This window comes from Bradyrhizobium yuanmingense, from assembly GCF_025200905.1.
In the GTDB taxonomy this organism is placed as follows: domain Bacteria; phylum Pseudomonadota; class Alphaproteobacteria; order Rhizobiales; family Xanthobacteraceae; genus Bradyrhizobium; species Bradyrhizobium yuanmingense.
Map to the genome: position 1 here is coordinate 4,336,600 of NZ_CP104173.1, position 26,898 is coordinate 4,363,497.

Below are 26,898 nucleotides of genomic sequence, written 5' to 3' on the forward strand. Positions count from 1 at the left end.
CCCTCTAAACAATGGCCATCACGCTCCGTCTGTGTGAATATCGGTCCGGCACGTGCGCACCTGCATGACAACGGCCGATGCCTTGAACGAACCCTTGCCCGAGACCATCGCCGCCGAAAGGCTGCGCCAGCACCTCGAAGACGTCGCGCGCGAGCGCGACAATGCCTATCGCGCGCTGCAGGAGCGCGAGGCCGAGCTGGCGCGCATCCAGCGCATCGGCAAGGTCGGCGGCGTCGAGGTCGATTTCCGCGAAGGCTTCAAGAACCGGCGTTCGCCCGAATATCTGATGATCCACGGCCTTCCGCCGGAAGCCGCCGAGGAGTCGCACGAGGATTGGGTCAACCGTATCCATCCCGACGACCGCGACGCCACTGTCAAGCATTTCTTCGAAGCGCTCGCCGGAGCGAGCGAGGACTATAGCGCCGAATACCGCATCATCCGCCCCAGCGACAGCGAGACCCGCTGGATCCGTGTCGTCGCAAAGATCGAGCGCGACAAGGACGGCCGCGCCATCCGGCTCGTCGGCGCTCATATTGACATGACCGATCAGGCGCTGGCGCGCGAGACGCTGCGCGAAAGCGAGGAGCGCTTCCGGCTGATCGCCGACAGCGCGCCGGTGCCGATCTGGGTCACCAAGCTCGACCGCAAGCGGTCCTTCGCCAACCAGGCCTATGTCGATTTCGTCGGCCTGCCCTACGACCAGGCCATCGACTTCGACTGGCGCAAGGTGCTGCATCCCGACGACCTGCCGCACGTGCTGCAGCAATCCGTCCAGGGTGAAGCGTCCCTCAAACCCTTCGTGCTGGAAGCGCGCTACAAGAACGCCAGCGGCGAATGGCGCTGGCTGCGCTCGGAATCGCAGCCGCGCTGGGATGCGACCGGCAAGCATATCGGCTTCATCGGCGTCGCCCACGACGTCACCGTCGCCAAGCAGGCCGAGATCGAGCTCCGGCGGCTGAACGAGACGCTGGAAGAGCGCATCGCCGAGCGCACCGCCGAGCTCGAAGCCAACGAGGCGCGGCTGCGCGCGATCCTGGAGACCAGCAATCAGTATCAGGGCCTGGTCAATCTCGAGGGCCAGCTGGTCTACGCCAACAAGACCGCGCTCGCCGGCATCAAGGCGAATTCCGCGGACGTGGTCGGAAAGCCGTTCTGGGACACACCCTGGTTCACCGGCACGGAGGGCATGAGTGCCGCCGTGCGCGAGGCCTTCGACACCGTGCTCAAGGGCGAACCCGTGCGGCTGGAGATGCGCCTGCGCCTTCCGATCGGCGAACGCGATTTCGACTTCGGCATGCGTCCCGTGCTCGACCGCCAGGGCAACATCACCGGCGCCGTGCCCGAGGCGGTGGACATCACCGAGCGGCGCCGCGGCGAGGAAGCGCTGCGGCAGTCGCAGAAGATGGAGGCGATCGGCCAGCTCACCGGTGGCGTCGCTCACGACTTCAACAATCTTCTCACCATCATCCGCTCTGCGACCGATTTCCTGCGCCGCCGCGAGCTGCCGGAGGAGCGCCGCCGACGCTACGTCGATGCCATCTCAGACACGGTCGAGCGCGCCTCCAAGCTGACCGCGCAGCTTCTGGCCTTCGCGCGCCGGCAACCGCTGAAGCCGCAGATCTTCAACGTCGGCAGCCAGGTCGAGGGCGTGGCGCAGCTGGTGCGGCCGCTGGTCGGCGCCCGCATCGAGATCGCCGTGGAGGTTCGGGACACCGGTTGCTTCACGGTGGCTGACATCGCCCAGTTCGAGACCGCGCTGATCAATCTCGCCATCAACGCCCGCGATGCCATGGACGGCGAAGGCCGCCTCACCATCGCCGTGCGCAAGGTCTCGGGAATACCGAGCCTGCGCGCACAATCGGCGCGCCGCGGCGACTATGTCGCGATCTCCGTTACCGACACCGGCAGCGGCATCGCGCCGGAACATCTCGAACAGATCTTCGAGCCGTTCTTCACCACCAAGGAGGTCGGCAAGGGCACCGGCCTCGGGCTCAGCCAGGCCTTCGGCTTCGCAAAGCAGTCCGAGGGCGACATTGCGGTGACGAGCACGCAAGGTGAAGGTGCCACCTTCACCATCTACCTGCCGCAGGCGCAAAGCCCCACCACGGAGAAGGAAGCAGCGGCCGTGAGCCACGAGGCGGCCACGACCGGGCGTGGTTATCGCGTGCTCGTGGTCGAGGACGACGACGAGGTCGGCCGCTTCTCCACCGAGCTCCTGGAGGATCTCGGCTATGTCGTGCGCCGCGTCGCCAATGCCAACGCGGCGCTGGCGATCCTGGGCGAGAACGAATTTGCCGTCGACCTCGTGTTCTCCGACGTCATCATGCCCGGCATGAACGGGGTCGAGCTCGCCGGCATCGTCCGCGAGCGCTATCCGGGCCTGCCCGTGGTGCTCACGTCCGGCTACAGCAACGTGCTCGCCGAAAACGCCCATCGCGGCTTCGAGCTGATCCAGAAGCCCTATTCCGTCGAGTCGCTCTCGCGCATCCTGCGCAAGGCGATCATGGAGAAGCTGTCAGTCGCAAGGTGAGTGTCACATTCGCGAGAAGCAGCCACGAATTCCAGTCTGTTGCCGCGGCAAGACTCTAGGGGAAGACAGCCCTTCCCGCATCGGTTATCGATGCCGAATGACTGACCGAACCTCAAGGACTGAACGTGCCGTCTGACGCCATCTGGGCCTGGAGCATCATCTTCGTCGCGACCGCCTGCGTCATCATCCGGCCGTTTCGCCTGCCCGAGGCGATTTGGGCCGCGATCGGCGCGAGCGCCCTGGTGCTATCAGGCTTGCTGCCCTGGCAGGAGGCGCTGACGGGCATCGAGAAAGGCCTCGACGTCTATCTCTTCCTGATCGGCATGATGCTGATCGCCGAGCTGGCGCGGCTCGAAGGCCTGTTCGATTATCTCGCCGCGCTCGCGGTGGAATACGCACGCGGCTCGCCGCAGCGGCTGTTCCTGCTGATCTATCTCGTCGGCACGCTCGTGACCGTGCTGCTTTCCAACGATGCTACCGCGATCGTGCTGACGCCGGCCGTCTATGCCGCGACGCGCGCGGCCGGCGCGAAGCCGCTGCCTTATCTGTTCGTCTGCGCCTTCATCGCCAATGCCGCGAGTTTCGTCCTGCCGATCTCCAACCCCGCCAACCTCGTCGTGTTCGGCGCGCGCATGCCGCACCTGACGGAATGGCTACGCCTGTTCGCCTTGCCCTCGGCGGCGTCGATCCTGCTGACCTACATCGTGCTGCGCCTGACCCAGCACCACGCGCTGAAGGAAGAGACGATCGCGCGCAGCGTGCCGCATCCCAAGCTCGGCCGCGGCGGCAAGCTCACCGCAATAGGCATCGTCGCGATCGGCATCGTGCTGGTCACGGCGTCAGCGCTCGACAAGCAGCTCGGCCTGCCGACCTTTATCTGCGGCGGCGTGACGGCCGCGATCGTGCTGCTGCTCAGCCGGCAATCACCCTTGCCCGTGCTGCGCGGGGTGTCCTGGAGCGTGTTGCCGCTCGTCGGCGGGCTCTTCGTCATGGTGGAGGCGTTGATCAAGACCGGCGTGATCGCGCAGCTCAATGCGTTGCTGCACCAGGCGGTAGCTCAATCGGTCCCGCAGGCGGCCTGGAGCGTGGGCATTGCCACCGCGCTCGCCGACAACATCGCCAACAATCTTCCGGTCGGCCTCGTCGCCGGCTCGGTTGCCGCCGGCGATCATCTGCCGGTGCCCGTCCTCAGCGCGATCCTGATCGGCGTCGACCTCGGCCCCAATCTGTCGGTCACCGGCTCGCTCGCCACCATCCTCTGGCTGGTCGCGCTCCGCCGCGAGAAGATCGAGGTCGGCGCCTGGCCGTTCCTCAAGCTCGGCCTGCTGGTGACGCCGCCGGCCCTGATCGCGGCGTTAGCCGCCGCGATCAGATAGCGCTCATCGTCAGTCGTTCTCGTAGCCGTAGACTTCCGGCAGGATGAAGATCGCGGCAAGCAGGCCTACCAGCGGGAAGATCGCGACCATCAGCGTGGCGTTCGCCTGCCCGATCGCGGCAAACACCGTTGGGAACAGGAAGATCGCCAGGAACGACGGCAGCTTCACGAACATGTAGGCGAAGCCGCTTGCGGTGCCCCGATATCGCGGACGGGCGACCATGGTCGGGATCGTCATGCAGTTCGACGCATCCCAATAATGGCCCCAGAGCATGCCGGCGGCGGCGAACGGCAGCAGGATCTTGTTGTCGGTGTAGAGCGCGAAGGCCGCGACCAGCAGCGAAACCAGCACGATGCCGAAGCCGGCGATGGCGATGCCACGATGGCCGATCTTCGGCGTCAGCAAGGGTCCGACCCAGCCCGACAGGGCGGCGAAAGAGAACAGCGCCATCGTCACCACATTGATGCCAAGCACGCTCGATACGCCGACCATCACAAACAGCACCGGCAGATAGAATGCGAAGGTCGAGAACTCGCTCGCCTGGGCGAAACAGGCGATCCAGCCATAAAGGGTGGCACGCCAGCGAATCGGATCCTTCCTGAGGTCAGCGAGGAATGCGCGCGTGCTGGTCTTGGGAACCTCGACGTCCCGATCCGGCAGCATATCGAGATTGTCGTTGAACATCTCGCGCGCGACCTGCTTGGCCTCGCGGTAGCGCCCCTTTTGCACCAGCCACACCGCCGTCTCCGGCACGTCGTGACGCATGATCAGGATGATCAGTGCCGGCACCGCACCGAGACCGAGCGTCACGCGCCACAGCATCTCGTGGTTCATGTCGACCAGCAGGAAGATCACGATGACGCCGATGGTGAGAACTTCACCGACGGCGAACATGAACTGCCAGCGATTGCCCATGACCTCGCGCTCGCCCTTGGCCATGGATTCCATGATGTAGGTGTAGCCGGTCGAGATGTCGGAGCCGAGCGGAATGCCGAGCAGGAAGCGGATCACGACAAGCCAGCCGACGCTGGGTACGAAGGCCTGCGCCAGCGCCAGTACGATGAACAGCACCATCGTCACCAGGAACATCACGCGGCGGCCGATCTTGTCGGACAGCCAGCCGCCGAGCAGCGCGCCGATCAAGGCACCGCCCTGCGTGCCCGCGGCGGCGAGGCCGAGCATCAGCGGATCGGGATTGTACTGCTCCTTGATGAAGATCAGCACGAAGGCGATCGAATAGAGGTCCCAGGCCTCGACCAGGATCGAGGCCATCATCAGCCAACCGACCTTGTTGCCTTTGGGACTGTAGTTCGTGATGAGGTAGCGGACCGCGGCTTCGCTCGCGGTCGCCTGTGGCATCGCCATCGTTGACATTCTTCTTCCTTTCGTCACAACTCTCTGAAGCGCGATGAGATCAGGATCTCCTCGCGCTTTAGCTTGTTGTCTTGCGCATGATCTCTTCGGAGAACCGCCTCACATTTTTCCGGATCAAGCCCTACGCGCCGAGCAGCGGCTCGATGCTGCAATCGAGCAGGCGCGGATCGATCCCCGCCTCCATGCCCGTAAACATCTCGCCCATGTAGTCGATCAACGCGTCGCTCGCCTTCACCGCCTCCTCGACGCGGCGGTTGGCAACGGCTGCAAGAATGGCGAGATGATGATCGATCGTGCCTGACAGATCCGCCTGCCCCGGCATGAAGCGATGATGGATGTAGCCGATGCGCCGATACAGCGTGTGCAGCGGCCGCAGCGTATGCACCAGGAAAGGTTCGCCGGCGGCCTCCAGCACCAGCGCATCGATGCGGCGGTCGATATGATTGAATTCGTCGAGCGTCAGGCTGGCGCGGCGCTCGCGCAGCAGGCGCTCGATGTGCAGCGCCTGATTGCGATGCGACAGGCTGGCACGATCGGCCGCGAGGCGGATCACGAAGCGCTCCATGTCGCGGCGTAAGGCCAGCAGCATGCGCTCGCGCGCCAGATCGATCGGCGCGATGTGCAGGCCGTGACGCGGCCGGATGACGATGAGAGTGTCGGCGGAGAGACGATTGACGGCGTGATGCACCGGCGTGCGGCCGAAACCGGTGATTTGCTGCAATTCCAGCATCGTCATGAATTGTCCGGGCTTGAGCTCGCAATGAACGAGCAGCTCCTCGATCCTCTGATAAGCCAGCTCGAAGAAGTTGAGACGGTTGCGCCGGGAGGGCCTGCCCTCCCCGTCGCCGTGTCTCACCACCGCGAGTGCGCGCTTGCGCCGTGCCATGCCGTCCTCTCCCGTCAGCCCGCGCTCTCGTTGCTGGGTGGCGCCTTGTTGTGGCACCCTTAAAACATGTTGTGATATATTACAAGCAAGCGTAAGACGTCGGCACGACCTGCAGCATGCTGCAGCGCAAAATGAGACGTCAGGTGCGAAGCGCCGCTCGATGGGAGGATACTTGCCGTGAAGATCACGTCGATCGAGACATTGCGCACCGAGGAATTTTCCAACGTCATCTGGGTCCGCATCCACACCGACACTGGTCTGATCGGTCTCGGCGAAACCTTCTATGGCGCCGGCGCGGTCGAAGCGCAGATCCACGACACCTTTGCCGGCCGCCTGCTCGGCCGCAATCCCCTGCACATCGAAGCGATCCATCGCGACATGCTGAACCTGCCGATGGCGCAGTCCTCGACCGGCGTCGAATACCGCGCGGCATCAGCGATCGACATCGCGCTGTGGGATCTGTTCGGCAAGGTCTGCGGCCAGCCGGTGCACCAGATGCTGGGCGGCCTCTGCCGCGACAAGCAGCGCATCTACAACACCTGCGCCGGCACGCAATATGTGCGCTCGACCAATATCAGCCCGGTGGCCAATTGGAATCTCGGCGCCTCCAAGGGGCCCTATGAAGATCTCGACGGCTTCATGAACCATGCCGATGCGCTCGCCGAAAGCCTGCTCGAAAGCGGCATCTCGGCGATGAAGATCTGGCCGTTCGATCCCGCCGCGCAGGAGAACAAGGGCCTCTACATCACTGCCGCACAGATGAAGCAGGCGATCGAGCCGTTCGAGAAGATCCGCAAAGCCGTTGGCGACAAGATGGAGATCATGGTCGAGCTCCATTCGCTCTGGAATCTGCCGACCGCCAAGCAGATCGCCCGTGCGCTCGAGCCCTATAAGCCGACCTGGTATGAAGACCCGATCCGGATGAACTCGCCGCAGGCGTTGGCCGAATATGCCCGTTCGACCGACGTCTGGGTCTGCGCCAGCGAGACGCTGGGCTCGCGCTTCCCTTACAAGGACATGCTCGACCGCGATGCCATGCACGTGGTGATGGCCGATCTGTGCTGGACCGGGGGTCTCACCGAAGGCCGCAAGATCGCGGCCATGGCCGAGACCTATCATCGGCCTTTTGCTCCTCATGACTGTATTGGCCCGATCGGCTTCATCGCGGCCATCCACATGTCGTTCAGCCAGCCCAACACCCTGATCCAGGAATCAGTGCGCGCCTTCTACAAGGGCTGGTACAATGAGCTCGTCACCACGATGCCCACCATCAAGGACGGCTATGTCTTTCCGATGGAAGGCCCCGGCCTGGGCGTCGACCTCCTGCCTGCCGTCTTCGAGCGCACCGATCTCACCGTGCGCCGCTCCAACGTCTGAGGAATTCTTGAGATGAGCACTTCCCTCTTCGATCTCTCCGGCCGCACCGCGCTCGTCACCGGCTCCTCCCGCGGCCTCGGTCGCGCCATTGCTGAGGGCATGGCCAAGGCCGGCGCGAAGATCATCATCAACGGCGTCGATCCCAAGCGCGTCGAGCAGGCCGTCGCCGAGTTTCGCGCCGCCGGCCACCAGGCCGAAGGCGCCGCCTTCAACGTCACCGATGAGCCCGCAATCGTCGCCGCCTTCAACGAGTTCGACAGACAAGGCCTCGCCGTCGACATCCTCGTCAACAATGCCGGCATCCAGCACCGCAAGCCGCTGGTCGAGTTCACCACCGACGAATGGCGCAAGGTGATCGAGACTAACCTCACCAGCGCCTTCGTGATCGGCCGCGAGGCGGCCAAGCGCATGATCCTGCGCAGGCACGGCAAGATCATCAATATCGGCTCGCTCGGCAGCGAGCTCGCCCGCCCCACCATTGCGCCCTACACCGCGGCCAAGGGCGGCATCAAGAACCTGACCCGATCGATGGCGGTGGAATGGGCCCAGCACGGCATCCAGGCCAATGCGATCGGCCCCGGCTACATGCTCACCGACATGAACGAGGCACTGGTCAACAACGCCGATTTCAACAATTGGCTGATGGGCCGCATTCCCTCCAAGCGCTGGGGCAAGCCGGATGAGCTGGTGGGCGCCGCGATCTTCCTCGCCTCGGATGCGTCGACCTACGTCAACGGACAGATCATCTATGTCGATGGCGGCATGATCGCCGCGATGTGACCGTCAAGACTACGAAGGAGCAAGCCATGCGCGCCGTCGTCATCCACGCCCCGAAGGACCTGCGGATCGACAACTATGCCGATCCCGCCGCCGGCCCTGGCGAGGTCCGCGTCAAGATCGCCAATGGCGGAATCTGCGGCTCCGATCTGCACTACTATCATCACGGCGGCTTCGGTGTCGTGCGGATTCAGCAACCGATGGCCCTGGGTCACGAGATCGCCGGCGTCGTCGCTGACGTCGGTGACGGCGTCGCCAATGTCAGGCCGGGCACGCGCGTCGCGGTCAACCCGAGCAAACCGTGCGGGGCTTGCCTGCATTGCCAGGAAGGCATGCGCAACCAGTGCCTCGACATGCGCTTCCTCGGCAGCGCGATGCGCTTTCCCCATGTGCAGGGCGGCTTTCGCGAGTTCATCACGGTCGACGCGACGCAGGCCGTGCCGATCTCAGACAAGCTGTCGCTGGCGGAAGCCGCGGTCGCCGAGCCGCTTGCGGTGTGCCTGCATGCCGGCAAGCAGGCCGGTCCCCTGCTCGGCAAGCGCGTGCTGATCACCGGCTGCGGTCCGATCGGCGCGCTGATGATTTTGGTCTCGCGCTTCGGCGGCGCGTCGGAGATCGTTGTCACCGATGTGGCCGACGCCCCGCTCGCGGTCGCGAAAAAGCTCGGCGCCACGCATGCCATCAACGTCGCGACCAATGCCACTGCGCTCGATCCCTGGCGCGCCGGCAAGGGCGTGTTCGACACGCTGTTCGAGGCCTCCGGCAACCAGGCCGCGCTCCGCACCGCGCTCGACGTGCTGAGGCCCGGCGCGACGCTGGTGCAACTCGGCCTGGGCGGCGAGATGACGCTGCCGATCAACACGATCGTCGCTAAGGAATTGCAGCTGCGCGGCACGTTCCGCTTCGATCCCGAATTCGAGCTCGCGGTGCGCCTGATGGGCGACGGCCTGATCGACGTCAAGCCGTTGATCACGGCCACCATGCCGTTCGAGAATGCGGCCGCGGCCTTCGAGCTCGCCAGCGACCGCGCGCAGTCGATGAAGGTCCAGCTTACCTTCTAGGCGCGTCGTTGGCCTGTTGGCCCTCGATCAGCCGGTCGGTGACCAGCCGCACGGCCCCGCGCTTCCAGGAATAGTCGGCGCCCATGCGTAGTCCGCTGTCGCCACGCGCCAGCACCGCGCCGGTCCTGGCATCGCGCACCTGGAAGCCGAGCGTGTATTCGGTGCGGCTGACGCGGCGCACCACGCCGATCAGTGATTGGTCCGCGCCGAGCTTGCGCGCAATGGAGACCTCGCAGCCGCCGCAATCCCGCAAAGCGCCGGCCTTCCCCGCCTCTGCGCCGACCTCGACGATGCGGTAACGGCCGGATTGGCCGAGCGCCTCGCGCACACCGCCAGTGACCTCCGCGAGATATGACGCATCCGACGCACCGAACGTCCCCGCTGAGGCGGCCGTCATGTCCTCGAGCTCGAAATCGAACACGGCAAGCGCGACCGGCGCAGGCGTGCCGAGCGCGGCCATGACCTCGCGAGACACGAACATCTGCGCGCGCTCCCATGCTTCGTCATTGTCGCCGCGAAAGCTGTAGAGCTTGTCCAGCACGAGCGTCTTGGCGGCGACGTCGATCACGGCGACCTTGGCCCATTGCACCAGCGTGCTCGTCTTCTGAATGCCGCCGACCACCTTGAACACCGCTCCGTCTTGGACGGATCGCACCAAGCGATAGCGCTGGTCTGCCTCGATGTCCCTTCGAAGCGCGGCCATGAACGCCGCCAGCCGCCGCTCGTGGGCCGCGGTCTGGTCGGTCGGCTCGCCCGAAGTGTCGGTGTAGCTGAAATCGTCCATGGCGACGCCGATGGCGGCCTGCGCAGCGAGGGGCGAGCAAGAGACGACGAGGAGGAGACAGGCGGAGAGAACAAGGCGGCAGCGGTGCATGAACGAACCTCGTGGATGGAACGAAAATCTGGACGGGCCGCCTCAGGCCCCGCAGCCGCCACTATCCCGACCAATGCCGGGAAATTTTCACGACATTGCGGTGCGGCAAGTCGGGAACGCTTCCCGCCGCCGGCGTTCTGCCCTTTAATGAGGCGCGACAAGCCCGTTCGCACCAGGTGCAAGCCGATGTGGAATCGCCCGAGATTCGATCTCAAGGTCCGTCTGACGCTGCGCGTGGCCGCGATCTCGGCTGCCTGCTTCGCCGTGATCTCGACCTATTTCCTCGTCGCCGCCGATAGCGCCGCGCATGCGCGGATCGACGGGATCGCCGCCATCGTGGCCAAGACGCTCGAGCTGCAGCAAGGCAAGGTGCAGTGGGCGGCGAGCCCCCGCTCGGACTTTCCGGACCTCGACCCGGTGTCGGCCCATGTGATGACGCCCGGCCTCTGCCTCGGCTTCCGCAGCGCGAGCGGCGACATGCTGCAGCGCTTTTGTAGCGGCGCGCCTGCCCCGGCGAGCCCGCCGCCGCAAGCCTTCTCCGCCTTCTATCGCAGCCTGTTCGACCCCGGCCGCGAGGCGGCGCGGCCCGTGATCGTGCGCGGAACCAAACTCGGCGAGACCGTGGTCTCGATCGACCCGGCGGTGCAGACGGTAGAGGCCTGGCATGAGGCCGGCCGCCTGATGATCGCGCTTGCGATCGCGCTGCCGTTGCTCTGCGCGCTGGTCTATGCCGCGCTGGCCCGCGCCCTGCGTCCCACCCGCATGATCGGCAGCGGCCTCGAACGCATCGCCGCCGGCGACCTCACCACGCGGTTGCCGCCGTTCGACCTCGCCGAGCTCTCCGCCATCCGCGACGTCTTCAACCATCTCGCCGAAAGCCTCGACACTGCGCTTGCCGAGCGCAACGAGCTGACGCGGAAGCTGATCGCGCTCCAGGACGAGGAACGCCGCCATCTCGCCCGCGAACTGCACGACGAATTCGGCCAGTCCCTCGCCGCGATCCGCGCGCTGGCCGCATCCGCCCGCCAGACTGCGGCGCAGGACTGTCCCGACCTGCTCGGCGAATGCGACAGCATTGCCCGCACCGCGACCGGCATGATGGAGACGCTGCGCGGTGCGCTGTTCCGGCTGCGGCCGCCCGATGTCGAGGAGCTCGGCCTGGTCGCCAGCCTCGAAGGCCTGGTCTCGGGGTGGAACGGCCGCAGCCGCGGCCAGCCGCGCTTCGATATCCGGTTCGACGGCGCCTTCGACAGCGTGCCCGCCTCTGTCAGTGCCAACCTGTACCGCATCGTGCAGGAGGCACTCACCAACGCGGCCAAGCATGCCGGTGCAACGAAGGTTAGCCTGCATCTGACCATGGCCGACAGCGAGATCGCGCTCGCGATCGAGGACGATGGCCGGCCGAACGAAGCTGCCGCTAAGTCCGGAATGGGCCTGCTAGGCATGCGCGAGCGCGTCGCCGCGCTTCGCGGCCGGCTCAGCTTCGAGACCGGCCTTCAGGGCTCCTCGCTGCGCGTATTCATTCCGCTCCCGGCTGCCGCCTCTGAGGCCCTGGAGCATGCGGCATGAGCACAGCGGATGCAACCATCCTGCTGGTCGACGACCATTCCGTCGTCCGTGAGGGCTATCGCTCGGTGCTGCAGAAGCAGCCGGGCCTGCGCGTTGTCGCCGAGGCGGCCGACGGAGCGGAAGCCTATCGCCTCTACAAATCCGAGACGCCCGACCTCGTCATCATGGACCTCAGCATGCCCGGCATAGGCGGCATCGAGGCCGTCAGGCGGATCAGGCAGTGGGACAAGGCGGCACGGATTCTCGTTTTCACCATGCACGAGAACGCCGGATTTGCCGTGCAGGCGATCCGCGCCGGTGCACGGGGTTACGTCACCAAGACCAGCCCGCCCGAGACCTTGGTGCGCGCGGTCAAGGACGTGCTCGCCGGCAAGATTGCCATCAGCCCCGACATCGACCACGAGCTTGCGCTCAGTCGCATCAGCGGCGAAACCTCCGCTGCCGACGTGCTGACGCCACGCGAATTCGAGGTGCTGCGGCTGCTGCTCGCCGAGAACACGACGGAGGAGATCGCCGAGACGCTGCATGTCAGCCCGAAGACGGTGGCGAACCTGCACTCGCTGATCAAGGACAAGCTCGGCGTCGGCTCCGACATCGAGCTGGTCCGGCTGGCGCTGCGCCAGGGCATCTTGACCGAGGTCGATCTCGGCGAAGCCTGATCGCGACGTCGCCGCAGGTCACTCACGCGCGACCACCGAGTCCAGCCACGCGCAGTTGAGTGGCGGCACGCGCGGATCGGCGACGCGCACGCCGCGGGCAGCCGCATCCAGCCGCATCTCGCGCAACCGCTTGCGCTGCTCTTCCGGCATATGCAGCCGCTCGTGGCCCCACAGCGAGGGCCCATCAAAGGTCTCGTGCGGCTGCCAGGTCTCGGGATCGATGACGCGTCCGCCCCAGCCATATTCGATGAAGAAGCCGGACGGCGTATTCACGTAGAACGAGGTCATGTGGTCATTGGTGTGCCGGCCCAGCGTGTAGGCGATGCGCCCCTCGTCCATCTGCGCGAGGTCGTAGCCCTGCCCAACATCATCGAGGCAGCCGAGCTCGACCATGAAGTGATGCATCGCCTTTCGCCCCGAGCCGACCATCGCAAAGGAGTGGTGGCGGCCGTTGACGTGGAAGAAATAAAGCCTGTAAGGCTTCAGCCCGAAATCGGAGACGTGAAAGCCGAGCACGTCGCGATAGAACGGCAACAGCGGCTCCACGTCCTCCACATTGAGCACGACATGCCCCATGCCGAGCGCGCCGGTGCGGAAGCCCGAGATCGGGCGACCCGGCCTGAACGGCTCGCTCGCAAGCTCCGGCTTGCAAAAAGCCTCCAGCCGGTTGCCGGCGGGGTCAGTGAACGCGATCAGCTCGGCGACATGCCGCTCGTCAGCGAGTGCGCGCGAGCCCCTCGCCACCCTGATGCCATGGCTTTCGAGCCGTCCTGCCAGCTTATCCAGTTCGACGGTCGAAGGAACTTCCCATCCCATCACCGCAAGGCCAGCATCGCTGCCGCCGTCGACGATCAGCCGCTGCTTGCGGTCGTCCATGCGGAAGGCCCGCATCTTGCCGCCGCGATCGACCTGCTGCATGCCGAGCAGCCCGGTCGCCATCCGGCTCCACTGCTCGAGCTGTGATGAGCTGATTCCGATATAGCCGAGCGCTGCGATTTCCATCGAACTCCTCCCGAAGGCATCGCGGTCGCCGTGTTGCGGCGAGCTTGATACCGGCCGCGCGCGATCCTACGGTGGCGTTCCGCAATCGCCTCGCGTTCGCAGGCGACAATAAGCGCGCCGCGATGTGCCACAAGGGAGGAAATAGGAAGTGTCCAAGGAGCGGACGCGGAACGGCCAGCCCCGGCAGTCTGAGGGCGTCCGCGCCTTCAAGCGCGGACTCGACGTGCTGCAGGAGGTCAACCGCTCCGGCGGCATCCGCGCCGGCGACGTTGCCCGCGCGCTCGACCTGCCTCGACCCACCGTCTACCGCCTCCTCGAAACCCTGGAGGAGCTCGGCTATATCGCCCGCAGCGCCAGCGACGACCGGTTTCGGGTCACCCGGCGTGCCCTAAGCCTCGGCGACGGCTATGATCCCGGCGTGGTGATCTGCCAGGCGGCGGCGCCTTTTCTCGCCGATCTCAGCAAGAAGCTGGTCTGGCCGGTCGATCTCTCGACTTACGAGAACGCGGCGATGGTGGTGCAGGAGACCACGCACTCTCGCAGCCCCCTTTCGATCGATCGCGGCATGATCGGCAAGCGCCTGCCGATGCTGCGCACGTCTGCGGGCCGCGCCTATCTCGCCGCCTGCCCAGCGCGCGAACGCGATCTCATCATCAATCATCTCCGCCGCATCGATGAGGCCGACGACCGCCCCTTCCTCGACCAGGGCCGGCTCGACCGCATGATCGCCGAGACCGCGGCGCGAGGTTACGCGATCCGAACCGAGGGCGAATACAATCCCAAGACGGCTTCGATTGCCGTTGCCATCGTGCGGGACGGCGCCGTATTCGGCTGCATCTCGATCATCTGGATCCGCTCGGCGCTGGGGATCGAGGAAGCGGTCGCGCAGTTTGCGAGCCAGCTGCTGGAAACGGCGTCGGCCATTCCTGTTGCGGAATAGAAGCCGTCCGCTGGGCGGACACTTGCCGCGCCGGCGTTGATGCGCCGGCCCTGCTTGGGGAAGAGATACCCCATGCAAGATAAATCCACCCCGGAAGAGTTTGACGTCGTGATCGTCGGCCGCGGGCCGGTGGGCGCCACGCTCGCCAACCTGCTCGGCCTGTGCGGCGTGCGGACTCTGGTGCTGGAGCGCGAGGCGCGGACCTATCATCTGCCGCGCGCGGTGCATTTCGACGATGAATGCATGCGCGTGTTCCAGACCATCGGGCTTGCCGAGGCGATCCTGCCGCACGTCATTCTCAGTCCCGGCATGCTGTTTCTCGATGCAGCCGGCCGCATGCTGCTGGACTGGTCCCGTCCGCAGACGCTGACCCCGATGGGCTGGCATCTCAGCTACCGCTTCCACCAGCCGGATCTGGAGGATGTGTTGATCGGCGGCCTCGCCCGCTGGCCGCACGTCACCTTGCGCAACCGCTGCGAGGTGTTCGCGCTCGATCAGGACGAGCACGGCGTGCGCGTCCGCTGCGAAGACCTCTCCAACGGGAGGCTCAGCGAGGTCCGAACCGCCTACGTGATCGGCTGCGACGGCGCCCGCTCCCTAGTGCGCCGCTTCATCGGTTCGGGCATGGACGACCTCGGCTTCCACGAGCGCTGGCTCGTGATCGACGTCCTGCTCAATCGCGCGCGCGACGACCTCGGTGACTACAGCCTCCAGCATTGCGATCCCAGGCGGCCGGCAACTTATGTACGCGGCACCGGCATGCGGCGCCGCTGGGAGATCACGGTTCTCCCGGACGAGGATTCGCAGGACGTTGCGCAATCCGCGAAGGTCTGGGAGCTGCTGTCGCGCTGGATCACGCCCGCCGATGCCGAGATCGAGCGCGCCGCGGTCTACACGTTCCATTCGGTCATCGCGCAGCAATGGCGGAACGGGCGATTGCTGCTCGCGGGCGATTCTGCGCACCAGACCCCGCCGTTCCTCGGCCAGGGCATGTGCGCCGGCATTCGCGATGCCGCCAACCTCGCCTGGAAGCTGGCGAGCGTGATCCGCGAAGGCGCCGCGCCCGATCTGCTCGACACCTATCAGAGCGAACGGCTGCCGCATGTGCGCGCGTTCATCGAGCTCGCCATTCGCCTCGGCGGTGTCATCAACACCAAGGCGATCGAGGCCGGCCTTGCCGCCGGCGAAGCGCGCGAGAACGCGCCGGTCAAACTGGACGTGAAGAAGCCCCTGCTCGGCCCCGGACTAGTGTTCGGCGACCTGCCGCTCGCCGGACATCTCGCGCCGCAGTTCACGTTGACCGACGCCAGCCGCAGCGATGACCGGACCGGCTACAACCACGTGCTGCTCGTCGAGACGGCGGCGGCACTCTCATCGCGTCTCGCGCTGTCGCAGACGGGGATCAAGATCCTGACCAGCGACGATGCCAACGATCTTGGGCCCTGGCTGCGCGAGCACGGCATCATCGCCGCACTGGTTCGTCCCGACCGTTACATCCGCGGCTCCGCCCGCTACGAGGCCGAGCTCGACCGCCTCATCGCCGCCATCGCGCCTCCAACCCGAATTCCTTCAGCCCAAGCGCCCTCCGCGGCCTGACCGAACCCTGTCAAGGACATTTCATGAAGCTGCTTTCTTTCCTCGCCGACGGACGCCCCACCTTCGGCGCCGTCAAGGACAACGGTGTCGTCGATCTCGGCGCGCGGATAGCGGGGTGCACCACGCTGCGGGAGCTGCTCGAAGCCGGTCAGCTCGCCGAGGCGGCAAGGCTGGCCGCCTCCGCGGCCCCTGATCATCCGCTCGACAAGATCAACTTCGCGCCCGTGATTCCCGATCCCGGCAAGATCATCTGCGTCGGCCTCAACTATCGCGATCACGTCGCCGAGACCGGCCGCACCGTCACCGAAAAGCCGGCGCTGTTTGCGCGCTTCGCCTGTAGCCAGGTTGGCCATCTCCAGCCCATCGTCAAACCTGGGGTGAGCGACGACTTCGACTACGAAGGCGAGCTCGCGCTCGTCATCGGCAAGGCGGGCCGTCACATCCCCCCTGGCCGCGCGCTCGACCACGTCGCCGGCTATTCCTGCTACAACGAAGGCAGCATCCGCGACTGGCAGCGCCACACCAGCCAATTCCTCGCCGGGAAGACCTTTGCCGAGAGCGGCAGTTTCGGTCCGTGGCTGGTGACGACCGACGAGATTCCGGATCCGTCGAAGCTCACCTTGCAGACAAGGCTCAACGGCAACGTCGTGCAGAACACCACGACGGATCTCCTGATCACAGCCATCCCCGAGCTGATCGCCTACATCTCCACCATCTGCCCGCTCGTGCCCGGCGACGTCATCGTCACGGGCACGCCGGGCGGTGTCGGCGCCAAGCGCACGCCGCCGCTGTGGATGCGCCCCGGCGACACCGTCGAGGTCGAGATTTCCGGCATCGGCACCTTGCGCAACTCGGTGATCGCCGAACAGGCCTGACCGTCAACACCGATCAATCAACGATAACATCAAGGAAACGCCATGGGCACGACCCGCACCAACTCCGTCGCCACCCTCCTGATCGCACTTGCGCTCGCGCCCCTCCCCGCGCGGGCCGAGATCAAGGGCGAGGCCATCCGCATCGGCGTCCTCACGGACATGAACGGCGTGTTTGCAACCGCCATGGGTCCGGGCTCGGTCGAAGCGGCGCGAATGGCCGCCGAGGAGTTCGGCGGCAAGATCAACGGCAAGCCGATCGAGATCTTGCAGGCCGATCACCAGAACAAGCCGGATCTCGCCGCATCGCTGGCGCGAAAATGGTTCAGCGACGGCGTCCAGGCCGTCGCCGATGGCGGCAGCTCCGGCGCAGCGCTGGCGGTGCAGGAGCTGGTGCGCGGCAACGGCAAGATATTCCTCATCTCCGGCGCCGGCGCGAACCAGCTGACCGATGAAGCGTGCGCGCCAACCAGCGTGCAATGGACCCAGGACGCCTATTCCACCGCGACCGCCGTGGTCTCCGGCATCATGCAGACCAGCAAGGAGCCCTGGTTCTTCATCACCGGCGACTACGCCTTCGGCCATTCGATCGAGGTGACCGCACGCGAGCGCATCGCCGCACTCGGCGGCAAGGTCGCCGGCAGCGTCAAGGCGCAGCTCGGCACGCCCGATTACAGCTCATTCCTGCTCCAGGCGCAGTCGTCGGGCGCCAAGATCCTGGCCATCAACGTTGCCGGCGACAACGCGACCGCGATCAAGCAGGCCGAGGAGTTCGGCCTCGCCAGCCAAGGCATGAAGATCGTGCCGATGTCGTTCCAGAACGTCGACATCGAGGCGGTTGGGCTCAAAGCGACGCGCGGTGATCTCATCGTCACCTCCTTCTTCGAGGATGTCTCGCCGGCAGCCCGGAAATTCTCCGATGCCTTCTATGCTCGCCGCAAGGCGATGCCCTCGCAGATTCAGGCCGGCGTCTATTCCGCCGTGCGCCACTATCTGCAGGCCGTGAAGGACACCGGTTCCGATGAGGGCGCCGTCGTGATGGCCAAAATGAAGGCGACGCCGGTGTCGGACGCCTACACCCCCAACGGCCGCATTCGCGAGGACCAACGCATGGTGCACGATCTCTATCTGGTGCAGGTCAAGACACCGGAGGAATCCAAGGGCCCGTGGGACTTCGTCAAGCTGGTCGCGACGATCCCGCCCGACCAGGCCTTCCGCCCGCTCGATCGCAGCAAATGCAGCCTGGTCGGCAAATAAAGCCTCTGAAGCGAAGTGGATACCGCTTCGCTTCAGAGAACGCGTCAAGTTGGAATCTGACCGTCAGGCGAGATAGCGCGTCAGATAGCCTTCCATCGCGTAGAGCGCGCAGAGCGCGAGGCTCGACCACACCGCGGCGCTGAAATACAGGAACATCCAGGTCAGCTCGCCCTTCCAGTGCGCGATGTCATGGGTCACCACCCAGCGCGTCGAGACGTCATGCAGTCCTTCGAGGAAGCCGAGGAATGTGTTGCCCTCTTCATGCCCTGCCCGCCAGCGGCTGAGATACATCGGCACATCGACGGTGATGAGGAAGGCAAGGAAGCAGGCGATGCCGACGATGCCTGACATCAGCGCCCAGCGCACTACGCCCTGGAATTCCGGCATCAGACGGCATAGCGCGATGCCGGCCAGGAAGAAGGTCACAGCCCACAGCGAATTCTCGATCGCGTTGTAGAGGAAGTTGGTCGTCACCACCGCGTACCAGGAGAAGCATTCCGCGATGACGATGATCGGCACGATCACGAGCGCGATGTTCACCGCGGTCTCCGCGCCCGTCATCTTGCCGAGCTGATGCAGGATGATGGCCCATTGCGCGGCGAAGCAGAGCTCGGCCACCGTCGCCACCGTCCGGCCGACGGCGACGCTGGAGAGCCAGGTGTCGAACAGGCAGATGCGCTGCACGTCGGCGCGCGGCAGCACCGAACGGAAGGCGCAGCCGAACACATAGCCGGCGCACAGCAGGAACATCAACCCGATGTCCGAGCCGCCACCGAGGCTGGCCGAAGGCGTCGGATAGAACTCACGATAGAGCATGAACCAGACGAGGATATTGGCGCTGCTCACAAGCGTGAGGGATCCCCACCACCACGCCAGGGGATTTGACCGCGCCTGCCACTGCAACATGAACCGCTCCGCAAAAATTATCGATCTGACACGTCGTCGTAATAATCCTGTCACAGAACGACACGCAATCACGACAAAAATCTGTGTGCCCGGTCGTTCCAGCGGTGCTCGGAAGGCGCAAGAAGCGCTGCGAGCCGAGTGTCCACATATCGGACAATTTTCTTATGGATGGCGAATCTATTGGACATTCGAAATCCGTCCGTCTGATATGCCCGGATGGCTCCGACTGACTCACCCAAGCCGCAGCGCCCGCTCTCCTCTGCCGCAGCCGTGCTGGCCGAGAGCGCTGATGACGCCGCTTTCGCCACCACTCTGGCCAAGGGGCTCGTCGTGCTCGAGGCGTTCAAGGCCGGGAGCACGCTGCTGGGCAACATGGAGCTGTCGACGCTGACCGGCATCCCGCGCCCGACGGTGGCGAGGCTGACCCATACCTTGGCCGAGCTCGGCTATCTCCGCTACGACGCCGAGCGGTCGAAGTACCGCGTCGGTGCACGGGCGCTGCGGATGGCGCATCCCCTGCTCGCCGGAATGCAATTCCGCCAGGTGGCGCGGCCGATGATGCAGGAGCTGGCGCACAGCGTCCGCGGCACGGTGTCGATCGGCCTGCTCGATGCGACGTCGATGATCTATGTCGAGACCGCGCGCTCCGGCGATGTCGGCCCGCACGTGCCCGACATCGGCATGCCCATTCCCGTCGTGATGACCGCCATGGGCCGCGCCGCGGCGGCGACCTTGCCGCCGGCCGATGCAGACCGGCTGGAACGCAATCTCGCCGCCGAGGATGCCGGATTGTGGTCGGCGCTCCGCGACAAATACCGCGCCGGCATCGCGCAATGCAAAAGCCGCGGCTTCTGCACCTGCTGGGGCGAGTACATGGCCTCGATCCATGCCGTCGCCGCGCCGCTGTTTCATATCGGCGAAGCGAAACAATCATTCTCGATCAATTGCGGCATCCCCGCCTTCCGGCTGCAGCCCGGGCAGCTCGAGGGCGAAATCGGTCCGCGCATCGCGGCGCTCGCCGATAGCATCCGCGCCATGGTCGGGCAGGCCGAGCTCAAGCCGCCGCCGCGCAAAACCAAGAAAATCACAAGCGCCGGAACATGATATGGCTGGACCGCTCGAAGGATTGAAGGTTCTCGACATCGCGACGATCATCGCCGCGCCGTTCGCCGCCACGCTGCTGGCCGACTACGGCGCGGACGTGCTCAAGATCGAGATGCCCGGGCACGGCGACGGCGTGCGGTCGTTTCCGCCGTTCAAGAACGGCAAGCCGCTGTGGTGGAAGGCCGCCAACCGCAACAAGAAGTTTGCCACGCTCGATCTGCGCACGCCGGAAGGGCTTGCGCTGTTCAAGCAGCTGCTTCCACGCTTCGACGTGCTGATCGAGAATTTTCGTCCGGGAACGCTGGATCGCTGGGGGCTTCCCAAGGAGGTGCTGTGGTCGATCCAGCCGCGTCTCGTGATTCTGCGCGCCACCGCCTTCGGGCAGGATGGTCCCTATCGGGAGCGCCCCGGCTTCGCCCGCATCTTCGAGGCCATGGGCGGACTGACTTACATCACCGGCGAGAGCGGCGGCGAACCGACCCATCCCGGATACCCGATCGGGGATTCGATCGGCGGCCTGTTCGGCGCCGTCGGCGTGCTGGCAGCGCTGTGGAAGCGGGCGCGCGACCCGGATGCGCCGGGCGAGGAGATCGATCTCGCGCTGACCGAAGCCACTTTCCGCCTGCTCGACGTCCTCGCCATCGAGCACGACCAGCTCGGCACCGTTCGCAGCCGCATCGGCAACGCCAATGGTTATTCAGCACCGGCCGCGGTGTTTCGCACCCGCGACGGTCACTGGGTCACGCTCGCAGGTTCGACCAACGCGCTCTTTGCAGCGAACTGCCGGGCGATCGGCCGCCCCGATCTGATCGCGGATCCGCGCTTTGCCGGCAATGAGCAGCGCGTCAAGCACGCCGTCGAACTCAACGACATCTTCGCGGCCTGGTGCGCCGCGCATCCCCTCGACGAGGTCCTCGCGAGCTTCAACGCCGCGCAGGGAACGCTCGCCCCGATCTATTCGATAGATCAGATCGCCGACGACCCGCAGGTGAAGGCGCGCGAGGTGATCACGCGCGTTGCCGACCGGGATTTCGGCACGGTCGCCATGACCAATGTCGTGCCGCGTTTCACCGTCGATCCCGCGCGCCTGCGCCATGCCGCGGGCGACGTCGGCCAGGACAATGACGAGGTCTACCGGGATTGGCTCGGGCTCTCGGACGCCAGGATCGAGCAGCTCACCCAACGAAAGGTGATCTGAGGTCGTAAGAGCGGCAGATAAAAGAGAAACAAATACAGGGAGGAAGACAACAGTGGCATCGTTCAAGGTGACGCGGCGAGCTCTGCTGGGCACGATCGCGGGCGGGCTCGCGGCCGGCTCAGGCATGAGGGCACATGCCGAGGACGCCTGGCCCTCGCGCATGGTCCGTCTGATCTCGCCTTACGGGCCCGGCGGGTCCAACGACATCTCGCTGCGTCTGCTCGCCGAAGAGTTCGGCCGCAGCCTGCGTCAGCAGTTTATTGTCGAGAACAAGCCGGGCGCCGGCACGCGCATCGCCAACGACATGGTCGCCCATGCGCCGGGCGACGGCTACACCATCCTCTATGTCGCGGCGCCCTACGCCACCGCCGAGGCGCTGTTCGGCAAGCTGACCTATGAGCGCAAGGATCTGGCGCCGGTGGCGATGGTGGTGATCGCGCCGCTGTTCCTCATCATCAGCGCCGACGCGCCGTTCAAGACGCTTCCCGACCTGATCGCCTACGGCAAATCCAAGCCCGACGGCCTCACCTTCGCCTCCCCAGGCGCCGGCTCGCAGCCGCATCTTGCCGGAGAGCTCCTGTTCCGCGACGCGGGCGTCAAGGGTTTGAACATCCCGTTCCGGGGCGATGCGGCCTCCTACACCGAGCTGCTCGCCGGACGCGTCGACGCCACACTGACCGCGCTGCCGACGGCCTTGCCCTACATCCAGAGCGGCAAGTTCACCGTGCTCGGCGTCGCCTCGGCCGAGCGCAGCGCGCTGTATCCGCAGGCACCGACGCTGCGCGAGCAGGGCTTTCCCAATGTGGCTGCGGCCGGCTGGTACGGCTTCATGGTGCCGTCCACGACGCCGCGCGCCATCGTGGACAAATTCCAGGCCGAGGTTCTGCGGGCGCTCGCCGAGCCTGCGATCAAGGACAAGCTGACCGCGCAGGGCCTCGAAGTGCGCCCAGGCACCGCCGCCGAGTTCAGCAAGTTCATCGACGCCGAAACGCAGAAATGGACCAAGCTGATCCGCGACGCCGGCCTCAAGGGCGAATGAGGATTGCTGGAGGAAACCGACATGAAAAACGTCGTCACCAAATTCATCGCAGCCTCCGCCCTTCTCCTCTCGGTCGCGGCAGCGCAGGCACAAAAGAAATACGATCCCGGCGCGTCCGACACCGCGATCAAGGTGGGCCAGACCGTGCCGCTCAGCGGCCCGGCCTCGGCCTACGCGGTGATCGGCAAGACCCAGGCCGCCTATCTGAGGATGATCAACGACCAGGGCGGCGTGAACGGCCGCAAGGTCGAGCTGATCCAGTATGACGATGCCTATTCGCCGCCGAAGACGGTGGAGCAGGTCCGCAAGCTCGTCGAAAGCGACGAAGTGCTTTTGACCTTCCAGATCATCGGCACCGCCCCGAACGTCGCCGTTCAGAAATATCTCAACGCCAAGAAGATCCCGCAGCTCTTCGCCGCCACCGGCGCCGCACGCTTCACCGATCCAAAGAACTTCCCCTGGACCATGGGCTTCAACCCCTCTTACCTCGTCGAGGGCCGGATCTATGCGCAATACCTCCTGAAGAACCATCCGAACGCCAAAATCGGCGTGCTCTACCAGAACGACGATCTCGGCAAGGATTATCTCGCCGGCCTCAAGACGGGCCTCGGCAACAAGGCGAGCATGGTCGTCGCCGAGACCTCCTACGAGATCAACGAGCCGACGATCGACTCGCAGATCCTGCGGTTGAAGGATGCGGGCGCCGACGTGCTGTTCAGCGCGACCACGCCGAAGCAGGCCGCGCAGGCCATCAAGAAGGTCGCCGAGATCGGCTGGAAGGCGCTGCACATCATCGACATCAACGCCTCCTCGCTCAGCGCCGTGCTCAAGCCCGCCGGGCTCGACAATTCCAAGGGCATCATCAGCGTCGGATACGTCAAGGATGCCGCGGATCCCGAATGGAAGGACGACCCGGGCATGAAGCGCTACCTCGCCTTCATGGCCAAGTACTATCCTGAGGGCGACAAGGATTCGAACCTGAACGTCTACGGCTACATCACCGCGCAGCTCCTGGTGCAAGTGCTGAAGCAATGCGGCGACGATCTGACCCGCGAGAACGTGATGCGACAGGCGGCCAACCTCAAGAACGTCGAGCTCGACCTGACGCTCCCGGGGATCTCGGTCACGACCACGCCGACGGACTATCGCGTCAACAAGCAGTTCCAGATGGTGCAGTTCGACGGCCAGCGCTGGCAGAAGCTCGGCGACATCGTCACGGACGAAGCCAGGGAGTGAACCCGCTTCGCCGGCGCTCAACGCCTTTCGGCGTAACGGCCGCCGCCACGGATGAGATCGTCGCGTTCCGCGGCATGGCGCTGGTATTCGGAGATCGCGCGGTTGGCCATGCGGATCCGATTCGTGTGTCCCTCCTCGACCATCACGGTGATGCGCTGCGCCAGGAACACGCAGGCGTCGAATTCGTCGCTGATGGCGCCCGTTCGCGTAAGAAAGTCCCAGGCGATCTCGTAGGCCTGCTCCGCCGCCGGATTGCGGTAATCGCTGAAGATGATGTGCGTCATCACTGCCAAAGCCTGATCGCAGCGATCGTTCCTAGGCTCACGCGCAGATGGCAGGGAACCCGGCGGCGCGAAAAAACCACCGGCCGCGGGGCGCGCCGGTGGTTCGCTGTCAGCGAGGAACGCGAAGAACTACGCGGCCTGGCGCTGATGCGTGAGGTACTCCATGGTGACCTTCTCGACATTGGAATCGATCCAGGCCGCCATGCGCTGCTCCTCCTTCAATGACGTCTCGAGCGGCTCCTTCGCCTCCGGCATGCCGGCCGCGCCGCACAGCGCGAGCAGCGACTTGTAGGCGGCGATCTCGAAATTCTCGAAGGCGTTGTTCGCGAAAGTGTTCTTCAGAATCTCGTCGCTGGCAACCGAATGCGCCATGGCCATCATGTTGGCCATCACCGACTGCGCCGTATCCTTCAGGCTCGACGTGCTCTCGCCACAGGCTTCCAGGCACTTTTCGAGGCGACGCAGCTGCTCATTGGTCTCCTGAAGGTGCGCCGTGATCTTCGCCTTGACCTCGGGATATTCGTCCAGCCGCTCCGACTGGCGCTCCATCAACTCTCGCGCCTGCACTTCCATCGCATGCGCATTGCGTAGTCCCACCACGAACGTATCGCGGGCTGCATTGGCCATTTTCCTGTTCTCCATTTGACTGGCGTCGTTCGCGCAACCGGGAAGCACGGGCGATTGTTCCTAACACGGCCGCGCTGATTGCCGCAGGAGAGACCATGTCTTCGTTGCCTGTTCCGGCCGACGGACCCAGCGCTAACCTGCGATAGCCAAACGCAAACGTGGTCTTCGACCGCGGGAACGCCGGCTGCGCCCCGCCGTTCACAGCAGCGCGTGGTCACAGCGCGAAGTTGCGCCCTCACCCAAACGACAATGACCATCTGATGTCGCGGTGCTGGTCGACGCGGGCATCGCCGGATCGTTCGACGAGGTCGCCGAGCCTTCCCATCGACGCGCATAGGAACGGTCGCGGGGGCCGCGTCCGTTTCGGCTCTGCGGTCGGCGAGTTCTGAACTGCGATTGCAGATGATTAGGAACGCAACCCCACGGGCTTCATTGCGCCAATATCGACAGAACAAAAAGGAGTTGCGCATGTACTATTTCGACAAGCGACTGCAATACCCGGTCAGGGTCGAGAAGCCCGATCCGATCTTCGCCCGCCAGCTGCAGCAGGCGATCGGCGGCGTGGAGGGCGAGATCCGCGTCTGCCTGCAATATTTCTTCCAGGCCTGGGGCGCGCGCGGTCCGGCCAAATATCGCGACGTGTTGCTCAACACCGCAACCGAGGAGATCAGCCACATCGAGATGCTTTCGACCGCGGTCGCCCTGAACCTGGAAAATGCACCGGCGACGATGCAGGAGAGCAGCATGCAGGGCAATCCGATCGTCGGCGCGGTGATGTCCGGCGGCGAGCGGCCGCGACACGTGATCGAGGGCATGCTGCATCGGCATATCCTGTCGACGGGCATGGCGGCCTTCCCGGCCAACGCCGACGGCGTCCCGTTCGATTGTTCGCACATCTACGCCAGCGGCAATCTCGCCGCCGATATGTATTGCAACGTGGCCGCCGAAGCCACCGGCCGAACGCTGGCGGTGCGCCTCTTCAACTCCACGAGCGATCCGGGCATGCAGGACATGCTCGGCTACCTGATCGCGCGCGACACCATGCATCAGGAGCAATGGCTCGCCGTGATCGAGGAGTTGGGCGGAGATGCCGCGCTGCCGATTCCGAACAGCTTCGACCGGAGCAAGGAAGCGACCGAGTTCAGCTACATGTTCATGGGTACCGAGCGCAGCGGAGCGCCGCTCGAGCCAGGCCGCTACAACGAAGGTCCGTCGCTCGACGGCCGCGGCGAATTCAGCTTCCGCCCCGCCTTCGAGCCGCTCGGCGACGAGCCCGTGCTTGGACCCGCACGTCCCGACAGCGCCGCGCAAGTGGAGCAGATGCAGGAGCCGCCGGTCACCAACGCGCTGACCTGACCTGTACAAGGCAAGCCGCCATTTCGACGGCGGCTTGATCAAAATGTGTTCGCGCACTCCATCATTCCCGGCTCGCCATCTCAGGCGCCCGGGAATGACGAGGCTGCCTTCACCGCTTCATGCCCGCCACATAGGCCGCCAGCTTGTCGAGCGTCTGGTAGCCGTATTCGACGGCGCCGAAGCCGATCATGCCATCGCGCTGCTCGGTGCTCGAGGCCAGCTGCCGCATCATCAGCACGGTCTTGCCGTTGCTCTGCTCGGCAAAGGTGACGGTGAAGCGGAACATGCGGGGATCGTCATCCTGGTCGGTACCGTGATCCATCTCCATCAGCGAGGGCCGCTCGATGCGGCGGAAGCGCATCCGGTTCGGATAGACCGTACCGTCGGGCCCGATCATGTTGAAGCGCCAGACGCCGCCGACGCGCACGTCGATCTCGAAGGTCTCGACCTTGAAGCCCTTCGGGCCGAACCATTGCGGCAGATGCTTCGGGTCGGACCATGCCTCGAACACCAGATCGCGCGGCGCGTCGATCACGCGCGACATCACGATCTCGCGGTCGAGCGACCATTGCGACAGAGCGGGGTTGGCAGAACTCGTCATTGTCAGGAACCTTTCCGTTCGGTTGTTCGGGACGGCCGCTTGGCGGCCGCCCTTTCCTTCTCTTTCTTGAGCTTCATCACATAGGCCTCGAACCGGTCGAGCCGCGCTTCCCAGACCGCGCGCTGCTGCTGGAACCAATCCTCGGCGCCGACCAGCGCATCCGCGCTGAGACGGCAGGTGCGCACGCGTCCCGATTTCTCGGACTGAACGAGCCCGCTCGTCTCCAGCACATGGATGTGCTTCATGAAGCTCGGCAGCGCCATCTCGAAGGGACCGGCGAGTTCGCCGACCGACGCCTCGCCCGCGCACAGCCGCATCACGATCGCCCGCCGCGTCGGATCGGCGAGCGCGGCGAAGATCTGGTCGAGGTTGGATAATTGGTTAGCCATGAAGCTAA

General features: G+C 65.2%; 25 protein-coding genes. 16 read left to right on the forward strand and 9 right to left on the reverse strand.

Features of this window, described 5'->3' with window-relative positions:
- Nucleotides 1-52: 52 nt before the first annotated feature.
- Nucleotides 53-2,530 carry a hybrid sensor histidine kinase/response regulator gene (locus N2605_RS20330; RefSeq protein WP_260342398.1) on the forward strand — a complete coding sequence of 826 codons (2,478 nt, stop codon included), beginning with the start codon at nucleotides 53-55 and terminating at the stop codon, nucleotides 2,528-2,530.
- A 125-nt stretch (nucleotides 2,531-2,655) separates the two neighbouring features.
- The gene (locus tag N2605_RS20335; protein WP_036029122.1) at nucleotides 2,656-3,906 is read left to right on the forward strand and encodes an arsenic transporter; all 1,251 of its coding nucleotides are present in this window, start codon (nucleotides 2,656-2,658) and stop codon (nucleotides 3,904-3,906) included.
- 9 nt (nucleotides 3,907-3,915) lie between these two features.
- On the opposite strand, the gene N2605_RS20340 is transcribed toward N2605_RS20335, so the two are convergent.
- Nucleotides 3,916-5,280 (reverse strand): MFS transporter, encoded by a 1,365-nt coding sequence (locus N2605_RS20340; RefSeq protein ID WP_057029694.1) that lies wholly within the window; start codon nucleotides 5,278-5,280, stop codon nucleotides 3,916-3,918.
- A 121-nt stretch (nucleotides 5,281-5,401) separates the two neighbouring features.
- Nucleotides 5,402-6,166 (reverse strand): GntR family transcriptional regulator, encoded by a 765-nt coding sequence (locus N2605_RS20345; protein WP_036013530.1) that lies wholly within the window; start codon nucleotides 6,164-6,166, stop codon nucleotides 5,402-5,404.
- Between the two features lie 177 nt (nucleotides 6,167-6,343).
- Here N2605_RS20345 and N2605_RS20350 point away from each other — a divergent pair, with 177 nt between their 5' ends.
- Genes N2605_RS20350 through N2605_RS20360 form a run of 3 tightly spaced genes read left to right on the forward strand, consistent with a single transcriptional unit; the run spans nucleotide 6,344 to nucleotide 9,381 of the window.
- Entirely contained in the window at nucleotides 6,344-7,543 is a 1,200-nt protein-coding gene (locus N2605_RS20350; protein ID WP_225114304.1) for a mandelate racemase/muconate lactonizing enzyme family protein, read from the forward strand.
- Between the two features lie 12 nt (nucleotides 7,544-7,555).
- Entirely contained in the window at nucleotides 7,556-8,323 is a 768-nt protein-coding gene (locus N2605_RS20355) for an SDR family oxidoreductase (RefSeq protein ID WP_260342407.1), read from the forward strand.
- A gap of 26 nt (nucleotides 8,324-8,349) precedes the next feature.
- On the forward strand, nucleotides 8,350-9,381 hold the full coding sequence (locus tag N2605_RS20360) for an L-idonate 5-dehydrogenase (RefSeq protein ID WP_225142865.1): 1,032 nt from the start codon (nucleotides 8,350-8,352) through the stop codon (nucleotides 9,379-9,381).
- Here the strand turns inward: N2605_RS20360 and N2605_RS20365 are convergent.
- Nucleotides 9,371-10,255 (reverse strand): DUF3280 domain-containing protein, encoded by an 885-nt coding sequence (locus tag N2605_RS20365; RefSeq protein ID WP_260342411.1) that lies wholly within the window; start codon nucleotides 10,253-10,255, stop codon nucleotides 9,371-9,373. The genes N2605_RS20360 and N2605_RS20365 overlap by 11 nt on opposite strands.
- Before the next feature lie 186 nt (nucleotides 10,256-10,441).
- Here N2605_RS20365 and N2605_RS20370 point away from each other — a divergent pair, with 186 nt between their 5' ends.
- Both N2605_RS20370 and N2605_RS20375 read left to right on the forward strand, forming a co-directional pair.
- Complete coding sequence (locus N2605_RS20370) at nucleotides 10,442-11,824, forward strand: sensor histidine kinase (RefSeq protein ID WP_260342413.1); 1,383 nt, start codon at nucleotides 10,442-10,444, stop codon at nucleotides 11,822-11,824.
- Nucleotides 11,821-12,483, forward strand: coding sequence for a response regulator (locus N2605_RS20375; RefSeq protein ID WP_260342414.1), 663 nt, complete (start codon nucleotides 11,821-11,823; stop codon nucleotides 12,481-12,483). Before N2605_RS20370 ends, N2605_RS20375 begins: the two co-directional genes overlap by 4 nt.
- Nucleotides 12,484-12,501: 18 nt before the next feature.
- Here N2605_RS20375 and N2605_RS20380 read toward each other — a convergent pair whose 3' ends face one another.
- A complete protein-coding gene (locus N2605_RS20380) occupies nucleotides 12,502-13,485 on the reverse strand; it encodes a VOC family protein (protein ID WP_260342416.1) in 984 nt (327 codons plus the stop codon).
- A 148-nt stretch (nucleotides 13,486-13,633) separates the two neighbouring features.
- On the opposite strand from N2605_RS20380, the gene N2605_RS20385 reads away from it, so the two are divergent.
- The 4 genes from N2605_RS20385 to N2605_RS20400 all read left to right on the forward strand — a co-directional run bounded on the left by N2605_RS20385 (nucleotide 13,634) and on the right by N2605_RS20400 (nucleotide 18,150).
- The gene (locus tag N2605_RS20385; protein ID WP_260342417.1) at nucleotides 13,634-14,425 is read left to right on the forward strand and encodes a DNA-binding transcriptional regulator; all 792 of its coding nucleotides are present in this window, start codon (nucleotides 13,634-13,636) and stop codon (nucleotides 14,423-14,425) included.
- Nucleotides 14,426-14,497: 72 nt separating this feature from the next.
- The gene (gene mhpA / locus N2605_RS20390) at nucleotides 14,498-16,021 is read left to right on the forward strand and encodes a bifunctional 3-(3-hydroxy-phenyl)propionate/3-hydroxycinnamic acid hydroxylase MhpA (RefSeq protein WP_260342419.1); all 1,524 of its coding nucleotides are present in this window, start codon (nucleotides 14,498-14,500) and stop codon (nucleotides 16,019-16,021) included.
- A gap of 23 nt (nucleotides 16,022-16,044) precedes the next feature.
- Entirely contained in the window at nucleotides 16,045-16,896 is an 852-nt protein-coding gene (locus N2605_RS20395) for a fumarylacetoacetate hydrolase family protein (RefSeq protein WP_260342420.1), read from the forward strand.
- Between the two features lie 42 nt (nucleotides 16,897-16,938).
- On the forward strand, nucleotides 16,939-18,150 hold the full coding sequence (locus tag N2605_RS20400; RefSeq protein WP_036029100.1) for an ABC transporter substrate-binding protein: 1,212 nt from the start codon (nucleotides 16,939-16,941) through the stop codon (nucleotides 18,148-18,150).
- A 63-nt stretch (nucleotides 18,151-18,213) separates the two neighbouring features.
- On the opposite strand, the gene N2605_RS20405 is transcribed toward N2605_RS20400, so the two are convergent.
- Nucleotides 18,214-19,056 carry a hypothetical protein gene (locus N2605_RS20405; protein ID WP_260342422.1) on the reverse strand — a complete coding sequence of 281 codons (843 nt, stop codon included), beginning with the start codon at nucleotides 19,054-19,056 and terminating at the stop codon, nucleotides 18,214-18,216.
- 216 nt (nucleotides 19,057-19,272) lie between these two features.
- Between N2605_RS20405 and N2605_RS20410 the strand changes: the two genes are divergently transcribed.
- From N2605_RS20410 to N2605_RS20425, 4 genes are read left to right on the forward strand one after another with little or no spacing between them, the layout of a single operon-like run.
- The gene (locus tag N2605_RS20410; RefSeq protein ID WP_036029094.1) at nucleotides 19,273-20,160 is read left to right on the forward strand and encodes an IclR family transcriptional regulator; all 888 of its coding nucleotides are present in this window, start codon (nucleotides 19,273-19,275) and stop codon (nucleotides 20,158-20,160) included.
- A 1-nt stretch (nucleotide 20,161) separates the two neighbouring features.
- Nucleotides 20,162-21,358 (forward strand): CaiB/BaiF CoA transferase family protein, encoded by a 1,197-nt coding sequence (locus tag N2605_RS20415; RefSeq protein WP_225147645.1) that lies wholly within the window; start codon nucleotides 20,162-20,164, stop codon nucleotides 21,356-21,358.
- Nucleotides 21,359-21,410: 52 nt separating this feature from the next.
- The gene (locus N2605_RS20420) at nucleotides 21,411-22,397 is read left to right on the forward strand and encodes a Bug family tripartite tricarboxylate transporter substrate binding protein (RefSeq protein ID WP_036013495.1); all 987 of its coding nucleotides are present in this window, start codon (nucleotides 21,411-21,413) and stop codon (nucleotides 22,395-22,397) included.
- A gap of 21 nt (nucleotides 22,398-22,418) precedes the next feature.
- Entirely contained in the window at nucleotides 22,419-23,633 is a 1,215-nt protein-coding gene (locus N2605_RS20425; protein ID WP_260342428.1) for an ABC transporter substrate-binding protein, read from the forward strand.
- Between the two features lie 17 nt (nucleotides 23,634-23,650).
- Here N2605_RS20425 and N2605_RS20430 read toward each other — a convergent pair whose 3' ends face one another.
- Together N2605_RS20430 and N2605_RS20435 are read right to left on the reverse strand one after the other, a co-directional pair.
- Nucleotides 23,651-23,917 (reverse strand): hypothetical protein, encoded by a 267-nt coding sequence (locus tag N2605_RS20430; protein WP_081493004.1) that lies wholly within the window; start codon nucleotides 23,915-23,917, stop codon nucleotides 23,651-23,653.
- 129 nt (nucleotides 23,918-24,046) lie between these two features.
- On the reverse strand, nucleotides 24,047-24,544 hold the full coding sequence (locus tag N2605_RS20435) for a ferritin-like domain-containing protein (RefSeq protein WP_260342430.1): 498 nt from the start codon (nucleotides 24,542-24,544) through the stop codon (nucleotides 24,047-24,049).
- Nucleotides 24,545-25,012: 468 nt separating this feature from the next.
- On the opposite strand from N2605_RS20435, the gene N2605_RS20440 reads away from it, so the two are divergent.
- Complete coding sequence (locus N2605_RS20440) at nucleotides 25,013-25,900, forward strand: manganese catalase family protein (RefSeq protein WP_260342432.1); 888 nt, start codon at nucleotides 25,013-25,015, stop codon at nucleotides 25,898-25,900.
- A 109-nt stretch (nucleotides 25,901-26,009) separates the two neighbouring features.
- On the opposite strand, the gene N2605_RS20445 is transcribed toward N2605_RS20440, so the two are convergent.
- Nucleotides 26,010-26,501, reverse strand: coding sequence for an SRPBCC family protein (locus N2605_RS20445; RefSeq protein WP_128266320.1), 492 nt, complete (start codon nucleotides 26,499-26,501; stop codon nucleotides 26,010-26,012).
- 2 nt (nucleotides 26,502-26,503) lie between these two features.
- The gene (locus N2605_RS20450; protein WP_260342446.1) at nucleotides 26,504-26,890 is read right to left on the reverse strand and encodes an ArsR/SmtB family transcription factor; all 387 of its coding nucleotides are present in this window, start codon (nucleotides 26,888-26,890) and stop codon (nucleotides 26,504-26,506) included.
- Nucleotides 26,891-26,898: the final 8 nt, after the last annotated feature.